This window comes from Mesorhizobium sp. M6A.T.Cr.TU.017.01.1.1, from assembly GCF_004023115.1.
Classification (GTDB): Bacteria; Pseudomonadota; Alphaproteobacteria; order Rhizobiales; family Rhizobiaceae; genus Mesorhizobium; species Mesorhizobium mediterraneum.
This window is the reverse complement of record NZ_RZTA01000146.1, coordinates 1-13,800: the sequence shown is the minus strand read 5'-3', so window position 1 is coordinate 13,800 and position 13,800 is coordinate 1. Positions and strand designations below refer to the sequence as shown.

General features: G+C 62.0%; 13 protein-coding genes and 1 pseudogene. 9 read left to right on the top strand and 5 right to left on the bottom strand.

The features are described from left to right. The 3 genes from EOB36_RS30115 to EOB36_RS30105 all read left to right on the top strand — a co-directional run. On the top strand, positions 1 to 388 hold a 388-nt coding region (locus EOB36_RS30115), incomplete at its 5' end, for an ABC transporter permease subunit (RefSeq protein WP_128286311.1). 81 nt (positions 389 to 469) lie between these two features. Beyond that, the gene (locus EOB36_RS30110) at positions 470 to 1,441 is read left to right on the top strand and encodes an ABC transporter substrate-binding protein (protein ID WP_095482887.1); all 972 of its coding nucleotides are present in this window, start codon (positions 470 to 472) and stop codon (positions 1,439 to 1,441) included. 201 nt (positions 1,442 to 1,642) lie between these two features. Beyond that, positions 1,643 to 2,092, top strand: a complete 450-nt coding sequence (locus EOB36_RS30105; RefSeq protein WP_128286310.1) for a CHRD domain-containing protein — start codon at positions 1,643 to 1,645, stop codon at positions 2,090 to 2,092. Positions 2,093 to 2,194: 102 nt separating this feature from the next. On the opposite strand, the gene EOB36_RS30100 is transcribed toward EOB36_RS30105, so the two are convergent. The 3 genes from EOB36_RS30100 to EOB36_RS30090 form a co-directional block, all read right to left on the bottom strand. Then, complete coding sequence (locus EOB36_RS30100) at positions 2,195 to 3,844, bottom strand: thiamine pyrophosphate-binding protein (protein WP_128286309.1); 1,650 nt, start codon at positions 3,842 to 3,844, stop codon at positions 2,195 to 2,197. Further along, positions 3,841 to 5,016: a CaiB/BaiF CoA-transferase family protein gene (locus tag EOB36_RS30095; protein WP_128286308.1), complete on the bottom strand. Its 1,176-nt coding sequence runs from the start codon at positions 5,014 to 5,016 to the stop codon at positions 3,841 to 3,843. Before EOB36_RS30095 ends, EOB36_RS30100 begins: the two co-directional genes overlap by 4 nt. A gap of 173 nt (positions 5,017 to 5,189) precedes the next feature. After that, positions 5,190 to 6,125 (bottom strand): alpha/beta hydrolase, encoded by a 936-nt coding sequence (locus EOB36_RS30090; protein ID WP_128286307.1) that lies wholly within the window; start codon positions 6,123 to 6,125, stop codon positions 5,190 to 5,192. A 202-nt stretch (positions 6,126 to 6,327) separates the two neighbouring features. Between EOB36_RS30090 and EOB36_RS30085 the strand changes: the two genes are divergently transcribed. Then, positions 6,328 to 7,341: a ribonuclease gene (locus tag EOB36_RS30085; protein ID WP_128286312.1), complete on the top strand. Its 1,014-nt coding sequence runs from the start codon at positions 6,328 to 6,330 to the stop codon at positions 7,339 to 7,341. Between the two features lie 27 nt (positions 7,342 to 7,368). Here the strand turns inward: EOB36_RS30085 and EOB36_RS30080 are convergent, their stop codons facing one another. Beyond that, a complete protein-coding gene (locus EOB36_RS30080; RefSeq protein ID WP_128286306.1) occupies positions 7,369 to 8,664 on the bottom strand; it encodes a GGDEF domain-containing protein in 1,296 nt (431 codons plus the stop codon). An 18-nt stretch (positions 8,665 to 8,682) separates the two neighbouring features. Beyond that, complete coding sequence (locus EOB36_RS30075) at positions 8,683 to 8,886, bottom strand: hypothetical protein (RefSeq protein ID WP_128243187.1); 204 nt, start codon at positions 8,884 to 8,886, stop codon at positions 8,683 to 8,685. A gap of 40 nt (positions 8,887 to 8,926) precedes the next feature. Between EOB36_RS30075 and ettA the strand changes: the two genes are divergently transcribed. The 5 genes and pseudogenes from ettA to EOB36_RS30050 all read left to right on the top strand — a co-directional run. After that, a complete protein-coding gene (ettA, locus tag EOB36_RS30070; protein ID WP_128286305.1) occupies positions 8,927 to 10,576 on the top strand; it encodes an energy-dependent translational throttle protein EttA in 1,650 nt (549 codons plus the stop codon). Positions 10,577 to 10,583: 7 nt separating this feature from the next. After that, a complete protein-coding gene (locus EOB36_RS30065) occupies positions 10,584 to 11,348 on the top strand; it encodes a hypothetical protein (protein WP_128286304.1) in 765 nt (254 codons plus the stop codon). A gap of 31 nt (positions 11,349 to 11,379) precedes the next feature. Continuing rightward, positions 11,380 to 12,180, top strand: a complete 801-nt coding sequence (gene tam, locus EOB36_RS30060; protein WP_245467936.1) for a trans-aconitate 2-methyltransferase — start codon at positions 11,380 to 11,382, stop codon at positions 12,178 to 12,180. A 100-nt stretch (positions 12,181 to 12,280) separates the two neighbouring features. Next, complete coding sequence (locus EOB36_RS30055; RefSeq protein WP_128243184.1) at positions 12,281 to 13,402, top strand: beta-ketoacyl-ACP synthase III; 1,122 nt, start codon at positions 12,281 to 12,283, stop codon at positions 13,400 to 13,402. Between the two features lie 142 nt (positions 13,403 to 13,544). Next, positions 13,545 to 13,800, top strand: a pseudogene (locus EOB36_RS30050) (molybdenum cofactor sulfurase); the annotation flags it as partial.

Below are 13,800 nucleotides of genomic sequence, written 5' to 3'. Positions count from 1 at the left end.
CATCATGACCTTCTTCCCGATGCTGGTGAATACGGTCGCCGGCCTTGCCGCCTCCGGCCATATGGAGCGCGACCTGATGCGCACCTATGCGTCGAGCTATTGGCAGACGCTGTTCAAGCTGCGGTTGCCGGCGGCAGCCCCCTTCATCTTCAACGCACTGAAGATCAATTCGACGCTGGCGTTGATCGGCGCCATCGTCGCGGAGTTCTTCGGCACACCGGTGGTCGGCATGGGATTCCGGATTTCGACCGAGGTCGGACGGATGAACATCGACATGGTCTGGGCCGAAATCGCAGTTGCAGCACTTGCGGGTTCGGTCTTTTATGGCGTGGTCGCTCTTTTCGAGAGAGCAGTCACGTTTTGGCATCCCTCCGTCCGTGGTGGATAGGGCGGTGGCGGGTTTGGAATCAGGAGCGCATTGAAGGTCCTGATCCTAAAGGGTGAACACTTAACTTCAGAGGGTAAAAACATGAAAAGACTTGTTATTTCGATGCTGGCCGGCGCGATGTCGCTTGCCGCGTTCCAGGCGATGGCTGCAGACAAGGTGACGCTGCAGCTGAAATGGGTCACGCAGGCCCAGTTCGCCGGCTACTACGTCGCCAAGGACAAGGGGTTCTATGAGGCCGAAGGCCTCGACGTCGAGATCAAGCCGGGCGGCCCCGATATCGCGCCCGAGCAGGTGATCGCCGGCGGCGGCGCCGATGTCATCGTCGACTGGATGGGCGGCGCGCTCGCCGCACGCGAAAAGGGCGTGCCGCTGGTCAATATCGCCCAGCCGTTCAAGAAGGCCGGCATGCAGCTGGTCTGCCCGAAGGATGGCCCGATCAAGACCGAAGCCGACTTCAAGGGCCATACGCTCGGCGTCTGGTTCTTCGGCAACGAATATCCGTTCTACGCCTGGATGAACAAGCTCGGCCTGAAGACCGACGGCGGTCCGGACGGCGTCACCGTGTTGAAGCAGAGTTTCGACGTGCAACCGCTGATCCAGAAGCAGGCGGATTGCATTTCGGTCATGACCTACAACGAATACTGGCAGCTCATCGACGCCGGCTACAAGCCGGAAGAGCTGATCGTGTTCAACTACTCGGCTATGGGCAACGACCTGCTTGAGGACGGGCTCTATGCGTCCGAGGACAAGCTCAAGGATCCGGCCTTCGAGGACAAGATGGTGCGTTTCGTGCGCGCCTCGATGAAAGGCTGGAAATACGCCGTCGACAATTCCGACGAGGCGGCCGGCATCGTCATGGACAATGGCGGCCAGGACGAGAACCACCAGAAGCGCATGATGGGCGAAGTCGCCAAGCTGATCGACAACGCCGACGGCAAGCTCGACCCGGCGACCTACGCACGCACCGCCAAAGCGCTGCTTGACCAGAAGATCATCACCAAGGAGCCGACCGGCGCCTACACAACCGCCATCACCGACAAGGCCATTAAATAGCGGCCATTAAATAGGGGCCATCAAATAGGGCGATTAGGTAGGGTGATTAATCGGGCTTCTGGCCTGCAATTCGAAAAGGGGCGGGCGACCGCCCCTTTTGAGACGTAAAATAGCCGTTACCGGTGGAAACATCCGCTCGCCACAACCGTTGTTCCGGTGCATCCAGCTTCAGCGGATGTCACCGCCACAACGGAGATTTCCATGCGCATGCAATCCTTCTCGCCGATGCTTTCGGCGTTGGCCGTTTCGGCTTCCCTCCTGTGCGCTTCAGCGGCCTTGGCCGACATGATGAAGATGAAGGCAACGCTCGATGGCGCTCAGCAGAATCCGCCCGTTACCACGGAGGGCAAAGGCGAGGCCGATCTCGGCTTCAACACCGCCACCAAACAGCTCAGCTGGAACGTGACGTATTCAGGGCTCAGTGGACCGGCGACGGCCGGACATATTCACGGCCCGGCAGAAAAGGGTGAAAATGCCGGCGTCGCCGTCCCGTTCAAGGGCGCTCCGAAAAGCCCGTTCAAGGGGGCCGCGATCCTGACCGACGCGCAGGCTGCCGACCTGATGGCCGGCAAATATTACATCAACATCCATACGGCGGCCCACAAGGATGGCGAAATCCGCGGCCAGATCGAGAAGGCGGCGGCGATGTAGCGCAACGTCGCCCGAGGGCGATTATAGCGCTGCATTAACCCGTCGAAGTTTGCGGGACAGCGCCTCGTGGGCGCGAAGGAACTCGGCCTATGCGTCTGACGCTCAGGACCTGTCGCGGATCTGGGTCATCGTCCGGGTCGGCGTGATGGCCTCGGGGTCGAGCCTGATCTCGACGATCGACGGCTTGCCGCTGGCGCGGGCGCGTTCGAAGGCCGGCGCGAAGTCGGCCGTCTTCTCGACCGTTTCTCCGTGGCCGCCATAGGCGCGGGCCAAAGCCGCGAAGTCGGGATTTCTGAGATCGGTGGCGACGACACGGCCCGGATACTCGCGCTCCTGATGCATGCGGATGGTGCCGTAGATGCCGTTGTTGACGACGACGACGATGATCGGCAGATCGTATTGCACGGCGGTGGCGAACTCCTGCCCGTTCATCAGGAAGCAGCCGTCGCCGGCAAAGGCGATCACGTCGCGCTCGGGAAACAATTCCTTGGCGGCGACCGCCGCCGGCGTGCCGTAGCCCATCGAGCCGGAGGTCGGTGCTGCCTGCGTGGCGAAGCGCCGGGAACGGTGGAAGCGGTGCACCCAGGTTGCGTAGTTGCCGGCGCCGTTGGTGAGGATCGCATCGTCGGGCAGCATCGTTTCGAGATAGTTCATGATCGGTCCCATCTGGACGGCGCCGGGACCACTTTCGGGCGGTGTCGACCAGTCGAGATAGGCGGCGTGCAGCTTCGGTGTTTCATCCGCCCAGACCGGCGTGGCGGCCGGCTTGCGCCCGGCGAAGGCTTCGACGAAAGCGGAAGGCGAGGCGTTGATCGCCAGCGTTGGTCGGTAGACGCGGCCGAGCTCGCTGGCATCGGCGTGGACATGGACCAGCGTCTGGTCGGGGTAGGGGCTCTTGAGCAGCGTGTAGTCGGAGGATGGCATCTCGCCCATGCGGCCGCCGACGAGCAGCACGAGGTCGGCCTGCTTGATGGCGGTCGCCAGCTTCGGGTTGATGCCGATGCCGACATCGCCGGCATAGTTCGGGTGTAGATGATCGAACAGCATCTGGCGGCGGAAGGAGCAGCCGACCGGCAGCGACCAGGTTTCGGCGACCGTCCGCATCCGCGCGACGGCCTCCGCATCCCAGCGCGTGCCGCCGAGGATAACGAAGGGGCGCTTCGCCCTGTTGAGGAGCTTTTCGAGAGCATCGAGCTCGGCCTCGCCCGGCCGCGTTTCGACCGGCGTGTGGGGCAGGGCTTCTGGCGCGTCGGCAAGGCTGGTCAGCATGTCTTCCGGCAGCGAGATGACGACCGGGCCGGGGCGGCCGGACGTCGCCACCGCGAAGGCCCGCGTGACGAATTCGGGAATACGCGCGGCATCGTCGATCTCGACCACCCATTTGGCGATGTCACCGAAGAACCTGACGTAGTCGACCTCTTGGAAGGCTTCGCGCTCCTTGGCGTGGCTGGCGACCTGGCCGATAAACAGGATGACAGGAACCGAATCCTGCATGGCGATGTGGATGCCGGCCGAGGCGTTGGTGGCGCCGGGGCCGCGGGTGACGAAGCAGATGCCGGGCTTGCCGGTCAGGCGGCCATGGCAGTCGGCCATCATCGCAGCTCCGCCTTCCTGGCGGCAGACGATGGTGCGGATCGGCGAATCGTGCAGCGCGTCGAGCACCGCAAGATAGGATTCTCCGGGCACGCAATAGATGCGGTCGGTGCCGTTGGCTTCGAGCGCATCGACGATCAGTTGTCCGCCGGTCTTCATTTTCCTGATCTCTCCAGTTCGGCAAGGATTTCTGCGGTGTGCTCGCCCAGACGCGGCGAGGGCCGCTCGTAGACCAGCGGCGTGCCCGACATGACCATCGGCGCGCGCACCGAAGGCAAGAGATTGCCGTGGCCGTCGTCGAGGTCGAGCCGCATGCCGCGCGCGATGGTCTGCGGGTCGGCGAACATCTCGCCGATCGTGTTGATCGGGCTGGCAGGCACGCTTGCCGCCTCCAGCTTGGCCAGCAGCGGATCGCGATCGAAGGTTTTTAGCGCCTCGATTATATGCTCGCGCAGTTTCGCCCGGTTGGCGACCCGAGCGGGATTGGTGGCGAAGTCGGGGTTCGATGGCAGGTCGACCAATCCGACGGCCGCGCAGAATTTGGCAAACTGGCCGTCATTGCCGATGGCCAGGATGATGTGGCCGTCCTTCACCGGCACCACTTCGTACGGCGCGATGTTCATATGCGCATTGCCCATCTGCACAGGCGATTTGCCGGAGACGAGATAATTGAGGTTCTGGTTGCCGAGCGCCGAGATCTGGGTGTCGTAGAGCGCCATGTCGATATGCTGGCCTTCGCCGGTCATCTCGGCGTGACGAAGTGCTGCCTGGATGGCGATCACCGAATAGAGGCCGGTGAAAATATCGGAGATGGCGACGCCAGCCTTTTGTGGCTCACGGCCAGCCTCGCCGGTGATCGACATCATGCCGGCCATGCCCTGGATGATGAAGTCATAGCCGGCGCGTGGCGCATAGGGCCCGTCCTGGCCGAAGCCGGTGATCGAGCAATAGATCAGCCGCGGGTTGCTCTTGCGCAAGCTGTTATAGTCGAGCCCATATTTCTTCAGGCCGCCGAGCTTGAAGTTCTCGATCAGCACGTCTGAGGTCGCGACCAGCCGGCGGATCGTCTCGGCGCCTTCGGGCGTCGAGAAATCGACTGATATGGAGCGCTTGCCGCGATTGCAGGAATGGTAGTAGGCGGCCGAAAGGTTCTCGCCGTCATGGCTCATGACGAAGGGCGGACCCCATTTGCGGGTGTCGTCGCCACCTTCCGGGCTCTCGACCTTGATGACATCGGCGCCGAGATCGGCAAGCAGCTGCCCGGCCCATGGCCCGGCCAGGATGCGGGCGAGTTCGATTACGCGGATGCCTTTCAGCGGAGGCTCAGTCATGGATCACCGTGATTGGTCGGAAGCGCAGCCTTGGATTTCTTTTTTGTGCATGTCGTTGTCCCAAAACCGCTGCGCACTTTTGGGCAACATGCACTATCAATCCCGCGTGCTGCTGTCACGGCTCTTGCAATGGGCCAATCCGATTGTGCCAATGTCGGCCATGCCTATCTCGATCACGCTTGTTTCAGCACGCGGTCGCTCCATGCGGCGAAATCATCCATGATGATATCTCGATTCACTTCGTTCAGGCTTTCGTGGCGGGTCTCGGCGTAAACCTTTGAAACGAGATTCGAAAAGCCCATCCTGTGCAGGCGTCCAGCGAGGTCGCTGACTGCCTTGCCGCCGTCGGTGGCGGGGTCCTTTTGGCCGCCGACCAGACAGATCGGCAGGGTCTTGCGGACGCCGGAAAAATTGGCGTCGGCGGCGCCGTGGAAGACAAAGCCGAACACATCGCGCCACATCGACACCGAGGCATCCCAGCCGCACAGCGGATCGGCGATGTATTTGTCGACCTCGGCTGCGTCGCGCGACAGCCAGTCGAACGGCGTGCGGTGATTGGGGACGGCCTTGCCCCAGGCCTGGAAGGTCAGTCTCGGCAGCATGCGCGACGGCATGTCGGAGCCGAGCCGGAATTTTTCCCAGGCAAGGATGATTTGCGCGGCACGACCGGCGAGACCGGTGGAAAAATTGGCGTTCCAGATGGCGGCGGCGTGCAGCCGGTTCGAATGATGGAGCATGAAATTAAGGGCGACGAGGCCGCCCATGGAATGGCCGAAGACGATGACGGGCAGGCCGGGGTGGTCGTCGGCGATCAGATCGTGCACGGCGGCAACATCGGCGATGACCTTGGCGCCGCCATCTGATTGAGCGAACTGGCCGAGCGGCGCGTCTGGCGCCTTGGTTGCGCCATGGCCGCGATGGTCATGGGCGTAGACATGGAAGCCGCGCTCACCCAGAAAGGTAGCGAAGCGGACATAGCGCGCGGCGTGTTCGGCCAGTCCGTGATTGATCTGAATAGCGGCGCGCGGGCGGCCCTCGGCGCGTTTCACATAAAGGTTGAGCTCGGCGCCGGTCGGCGATCGGAGCACGCGCTGTTGGCTGAATGACATTGTCGCTTCGTCTCCAACGCGTTTTCGCGCCTGCGGACATTTGTGTGCGCTGACGCCGGCTTTGCGTCAATCCGTGTTTTCCGCAGCGCTGTTCTTGCGTCGCAACGCCGGGTATCGCAATTCTGACATGGAGAATTTGATACCGAGAGAGGGCGGCAGTCTGTTGCCGCAGCATCTTTCAGCCGGGGGTACTTTTATGCGCATGCGGACAGGTCTGGTTTTCGGATTGGCGCTTGTCGCCGCGTTGCTGGCGGGTGCTGCGCGGGCCGAGGTCAAGATGAGCGGCTCTTTCGTGGCCGACGCCAGCTGTCCAGCGACGCAGGCCATCAAGAGCGGCAAGAACCCCGGCGACATCTCGACCGATGCGGGACAGAGCTACGAGCTTCTGGCCGGCAACAAGGATGCCCCCACGCACTATCTGATCCGCGTGCCGGGGGCCGATCCGGAGCGCCGATGGGTGAAGATCGATTGCGGCCATGTTTCGGGTGGCAGCGCATCCACGGCCGCGCCGGTGCCGACCGAAGGGGACAAATCTGCTGCGCCGGTTTCGGGAAAGCCCGAATATGTCCTCGCGCTGAGCTGGCAGCCGGCCTTTTGCGAAACCAGGCCCGGCAAGACTGAATGCAAGGCGCAGACTGCGGCCGGTTTCGACGCCACGCATTTCACTTTGCACGGGCTGTGGCCGCAGCCGAACGGAAATTTCTATTGCCAGGTGGCAGCGGCCGACAAGGCGAACGACAATCCGGCGCACTGGCAGGACCTGCCGCCGGTCGAGCTCGACCCGAACACGCGTTCGGAGCTCGATCGGGTGATGCCGGGCACCGCATCCGACTTGGAAAGACATGAATGGATCAAGCATGGCACCTGCTACGGCAAGAGCCAGCAAGAGTATTTTTCCGATGCGCTGAACCTGACGCGCGCGGTAAATGCTTCAACGGTGCGTGATCTGTTTGCAAAGAACATCGGCAAGCAACTGACGTCGGATCAGATCCGCAGTGCCTTCGATAGCGCGTTTGGCGCCGGGGCAGGTGAGCGGGTCCGGCTATCCTGCCTGGTCGATTCGACGAGTGGTAGGCGACTGATCGGTGAGCTGACGCTTGGCCTCACCGGCCCAATCGGTCCGAGCAGTCGGCTCGGCAACCTGATGCAGGCTGCCGCGCCGACAAGCAAAGCCGGCTGCCCGAAAGGCGTTGTCGATCCCACAGGATTCCAATAACAGGCAAGCCAGCAGGCAGGCCGGAAATTATGCTTCGGCGCTGCGCCCTGACCTGGTCCACGCGGTGAGGCTGTCGGCCTCGTGGCCGCCCGGTTCGCCGACGACGCGGTCGCGCCCGGTCGATTTGGCCTTGTAGAGGCGCTGGTCGGCCAGCGCAAAAAGATCGGCAAGGCAGCGGGTTGTCTCGCTAACGGTGGAGATGCCGGCGCTGACGGTGATGTCGAACCGGCTGGTGTTTGCGGATGTCTTGACCGCGTGCCTGATGCTTTCGCCAAGCAGCCTGGCGACCGAATGCGGACGTGAGCAGAGGATGGCGAATTCCTCTCCGCCGATCCTGAACACCTGATCCTCGGGACCGACAATCTCGCCGAGCAGGGCGGCGACGGATTTCAGCACCTTGTCGCCCTCGGCGTGGCCGAAGCGGTCGTTGATCGATTTGAAGTGGTCGACGTCGATGATCAGCAGGCTGAGCGGCTTGGCCGTTCGCAGGCTGGCGGCAACGGCCGCTTCGCCGTCGCTGTCGAAGCGTCCTCTGTGCAGCAGGCCGGTGAGGCCGTCGCGGCCGACATGCTCGATCAGCGCCTCATAGCGCTCGCGGTAGGTCAGCGTGTCGAATATGTCGGACAGCCCGCGCGGGGCCGGGATCTGCCGCGCCTCGAACCATCTGATGTAAGCGACAAGCATGATGCTGTAGGCAAGCGCCGCGCCCATCTTGGCGAACCAGCCGCCGAAGAAAACCGCGATCGGCGCGCCGGTGACGAAGTGCAGCGCGGTGAAAAACCCAGCCTGGTCGAATGTCAGCACGCAGGCGACGGAGACCAGGATGCGGGTAAAAAGCGCCTTGCGAAGATAACGCCCAAGCTTTTCGTAGAGCAGGATGATCAGGATGGCGTCAACGAAGAGCAGCGTCGTGCCCCACACCATCAGCCAGCCCATCTGGTCGATGAAGCCGATGTCGGGAAGCTTGCCACTGGGAAGCGGTGCGATCTCATGCAGGCGCAGGACGAGCACAAGCCCGATCATCAGGGCGTTGCCGAGCAACAGGCCGTAGATCGGCTGCCGGACGGTTGCCGCGTCCTCCTTGATGTAAAGCAGCAGGAGCATCACAAGCTTGCCGGAAAATAGCACAGCGGAACCGGGCGAAACCATGCCGAACGGTAGCGCGACGTAAAAGACGCTGGCGAGGTAGGTTTCGAGGAAATGCATGACCCCGAGTGCGCAGACAAACACGCCGAGGCCGATGCGGTGCCTGAACCGGAAAAGCGTGACCATGACACCGAAATAGAGAACCGCTTCGGCAAGGAGCAGGCAACTGTTCAACAACGCCGTCGATCCGATCTTTCACCGCAGAAATCGCGGCTTGCCGGCGATTCCCCATCCGACACCTTTTTGACGCGGAATGGTTAACCGGAGCTTGCGCCGGGCTATGCAGCGAACCGAAAGCGGAGACGGTTCGATCAGCGTCTTCGGCCCGAAGATAAGCCACAAATGCCAAAACAGTTTGCCGTTCGGCGCGGCATCGCCTACATAGCGCGCAACTTCCATTCAATCCGACATTCCAGTCGACTTTTCAGGGAAAGCGCGCGTGGCACGCCAGTTCATCTATCACATGGCCGGCCTCAACAAGGCCTATGGCACCAAGAAGGTGCTCGAGAATATCCACCTCTCCTTCTACCCGGATGCCAAGATCGGCATCCTCGGCCCGAACGGCGCCGGCAAGTCGACGATCCTCAAGATCATGGCCGGCATCGACAAGGAGTGGAGCGGTGAGGCGTGGCTGGCCGAAGGCGCGACCGTCGGCTACCTGGCGCAGGAGCCGGCACTCGATGCGAGCAAGACCGTGTTCGAGAACGTCATGGAAGGCGTCGCCGCCAAGACCGCCATCATCGAGCGCTACAACGAATTGATGATGACCTATTCCGACGAGACGGCCGACGAGTCGGCCAAGCTCCAGGACGAGATGGACCGGCTCAACCTGTGGGATCTCGAACAACAGGTCGAGATGGCGATGGAAGCGCTGGGCTGTCCCCCCAAGGAAGCCGACGTCACCACGCTGTCGGGCGGCGAGCGCCGCCGCGTCGCGCTTTGCCAGCTCCTGCTGCGCCAGCCCGACCTTCTGCTGCTCGACGAGCCGACCAACCATCTCGACGCCGAGACCACGGCGTGGCTGGAAAAGCATCTGCGCGCCTATCCGGGCGCGGTGATGATCATCACCCACGATCGCTACTTCCTCGACAATGTCACCGGCTGGATCCTCGAGCTCGACCGCGGCCGCGGCATTCCCTATGAGGGCAACTACACCAAATATCTCGAAGCCAAGGCCAAGCGGCTCAAGCAGGAGGGCCGCGAGGACGATGCACGCCAGCGGGCGATCGGCCGCGAGCGCGAGTGGATCCAGTCCAGCCCGAAGGCCCGGCAGACCAAATCGAAAGCGCGCATCCAGGCGTTCCAGGATCTGCTGGATGCAGCCGACAAGCGGCGTCCGAGCGACACGCAGATCGTCATTCCGCATGGCGAGCGGCTCGGCAATGTGGTGATCGAGGTCGACGACCTGTCGAAGGGCTTTGGCGACACGCTGCTGATCGACGATCTCGAATTCAAGCTGCCGCCGGGCGGCATCGTCGGCGTCATCGGCCCGAACGGCGCCGGCAAGACGACTTTGTTCCGCATGATCACCGGCCAGGAAAAGCCGGATGCCGGCACGATCCGCGTCGGCGAGACGGTCAAGCTCGGCTACGTCGACCAGAGCCGCGATGCACTCGACCCAACCAAGACCGTGTGGGAAGAAATCTCGGGCGGCGCCGAGGTGGTCAAGCTCGGCAAGTTCGAGGCCAACACCCGCGCCTATTGCGCGTCGTTCAATTTCCGTGGCGGCGATCAGCAGCAGAAGGTCGGCAATCTGTCCGGCGGCCAGCGCAACCGCGTGCATCTGGCCAAGATGCTGAAGACCGGCGGCAATGTGCTGCTGCTCGACGAACCGACCAACGATCTCGACACGGAAACGCTGGCAGCACTCGAAGACGCGCTGGAAAACTTCGCCGGCTGCGCCGTCATCATCTCGCACGATCGCATGTTCCTCGACCGTCTGGCGACGCATATCCTCGCCTTTGAGGGCGATAGCCATGTCGAATGGTTCGAGGGCAATTTCGAGGATTACGAACAGGACAAGATCCGCCGGCTCGGCCCCGATGCCGTCAATCCGCACCGCATGACGTACAAGCGGCTGACGAGGTAATGGGTCGGTGAGCGAACCTATTGACTACTATGTAGCGGCCATTGTTGACGGAATAGAACAATCTCAAGATAGTGGGACGCGGGAGGATGGTGCGTGCACTTTACCGCTCTCGACAGTAGTCAATTCCTATTCAAGCGGGGGCTTGCTCGGTAAAGAGACTCTCCTGTTAAACTATGACTTACTTATGAAATCGTTGGATATGCTTGCAAAGCAAGGCTTCCTGGAAGTGTGGAGCGACGATATTGGGGAAACCATTATATATATCAAAGATCCCCAGGCTTTGTTCGACTCGATGGAGGGTAATCTTCCATTCCAGAGGCTCTATTTATTAAATGACAACGGCCGCAGTTGGCTTGCCGCAGCGCTGGATAAAATTAACAGCAAAGCTTCTAACGATTTGGAGAGAGAGTACGTCGAGCAGGTTTCTGACGATCAAGAGACGTCAGGTGAAGAGCATGCGTGGGAGCCGCTCCCAGTTGAACTCGACGACCCCGATTTAGCGGATGCAATCTCCTTGTCTGAGCAAGCCATCGCGGTCATCGAGGCAAGCAACGGTTACGCAGATAGTGAACCTAGCGAGCGGAACTCCATTGTTAATTCAATGAAAGGGAGTCTTCAGTCGCTGAAGGCCGGAATGCCAAGTAGGAAGGCCATTCTGGAAGGCCTATATGCCCCAATGAAATATATCGCCAAAAAGTTCACAGATGCGGCGATGGGCAAAGCGGCTGCTTCTGCTGTTATTGCCTTGGCAAAGTGGCTGTCCGGAATCTGACTCAGATAGACTGAAAAGGACGTGTGTTATTGTGGTTGGCAAGACTAAATCGGCCGACTGGTCCGCCGCCCAATATCTCAAATTCGAGGACGAGCGCACGCGGCCGTCGCGCGATCTCGTTGCGCAGGTGCCCGTCGAGACACCGCGCCGGGTTGTCGACATTGGCTGCGGGCCGGGCAATTCGACCGAATTGCTCGTCGAATGCTGGCCGCGCGCGCAGGTCAGCGGTTTCGACACCTCGCCTGATATGATCGAGAAGGCGAGGGCACGTCTGCCCGGCGTCACTTTTGCCCTGGCGGATGCGACGGCGTGGCAGCCGCCGGAACCGGTCGACGTGATCTTCGCCAATGCGGTGTTCCAGTGGCTGCCGGAGCATCCGGCGATCTTCCAGCGGCTGATGGGGTTTTTGGCGCCGGGTGGCGCGCTTGCCGTGCAGATGCCCGACAATATGGGCGAGCCCTCGCATCGGCTGATGCGGGAGACAGCGGCCGAAATGCCGTTTGCCGACAAGCTCAGGAACGCGGCGCGCGGGCCGCTGCCGCCGGTGTCGTTCTACTACGATCTTTTGTCGCCGTTCTCCGACCGGCTCGACATCTGGCACACGGCCTACAATCCCCCGCTGGCCGATGCCGAAGCCATCGTCGAATGGCTGAAGTCGACTGGGCTGAAGCCGTTCCTCGATCCGCTCGACGAGGACGAGCGGCGGCTTTTCCTCAACCGCTACACGGCAGCGATCGCGCAAGCCTATCCGAAGACGGCGAACGGCAAGGTGCTGCTGCGCTTTCCCCGCCTCTTCATCGTCGCGCGGCGCGCCGCTAGCTCAGGCACTTGATTTAAGCCCGCATAAACTTGCTTGATGCGAAAGATGTTGCGCCGAGCTCTCGCGGCGCCCACATCAAGCCGCAACGCCTGCGCATGGGGACGAACTGGAAATGCATCGCGTCATCATCAGCGGCATCGGCGTTGAAATCCCCGAGCCTTCGATCACCAATGAAGAACTGGTCGGCAGCTTCAATGCCTGGGTCGACATGGAGAATGTCCGCCGCCGGGCCACGGGCGAGACGCTGCTGCAGAAGTCGGACAGCGCCTTCATCGTCCATGCTTCGGGCGTACAGACCCGTCATGTGATCGAGCGGGAAGGCATTCTCGACCCGACCCGCATGGCGCCGCGCATTCCGGCGCGGCCGGACGATGCGCTGTCGCTGGAGGCGGAGTTCGGCATCGCATCGGCCAGGAAAGCGCTCGACCATGCCGGCCTGCAGCCTGGGGATATCGACCTGGTGATCTGCTCGGCCTCGCATCACCAGCGGCCCTATCCGGCGATCGCCATCGAGATGCAGCAGGCGATGGGCACGAAGGGCGCCGGCTTCGACATGGGGCTTGGCTGCTCGTCGGCGGCGGCGGCATTGCACATTGCGGTCAATCTGGTGCGGGCCGGCGCACACAGGCGCGTGCTGGTGACGACGCCCGAGATCATCACCGGCCATCTCAATTTCCGCGACCGGCAGACGCATTTCATCTTCGGCGATGCCTCGGTTTCGATGATCGTCGAGGGGCTTGCCCAGGGCGAGAAGCGGCCCGGACGTTTTGAAGTGCTCGACACGCGCACCTGGACGCAGATGTCCAACAACATCCGCACCAATCTCGGCTACCACACGCGCACCGCCCAGGACGATCCATACATGATCAATCTGGAAGGCAATTTGATCAAGCAGGTCGGCAACAAGGTGTTCAAGGAAGTCACCGTCGCCGGGCACAAGTTCATCGTCGAGTTCCTGGCCGAGCACGGGCTGACGCCGCAAGCAATCCGGCGCTTCTGGCTGCATCAGGCCAATGCGCGGATGAACGCCATGATCCTGAAACTGTCGTTCGGCCACGAGGTCGATCATGACCGCGCGCCGATGGTGCTGGAGCGCCTCGGCAACACCGCCGGCGCCGGCGCGATCGTCGCCCTGTCGGAGAACCACGCCGACATGAAGGCCGGAGACTACGGCCTGCTCTGCGCCTTCGGTGCCGGCTATTCGATTGGCGGGGCGCTATTGCGCATGCTCTGATCTATTTTGGCGCGTACGCGTCAGCATTGGAACGAGCCGGTACAATCGCATCAGTCTCCTTGATCGGAGCATCAGCGCTTTAGACTGGACCTGATGAGCTGACTGCGGCTAATTGCGCGGCATCACGCAAGGAGCGAAGCCTATGCTGGATCTCTTCCCCGAGGCCGAAAATCCGATCGAAATCATCCCGGCGCGGAAGCTTGCCGCGCAGGTGGCAGCGCTTTACGTCGCGCCATCGGATCATTTCGAGACCCGCGCGGTGAATGAATTGCGGCTTGGCTTCGACGGCATCGACGGCGATTTCCACGCCGGCGCGACGCGGCGCTCCGGCGGGCGCGAACCCTGGTATCCACGCGGTACCGAAATGCGCAACGAGCGGCAATTGTCCGTCGTGGCGG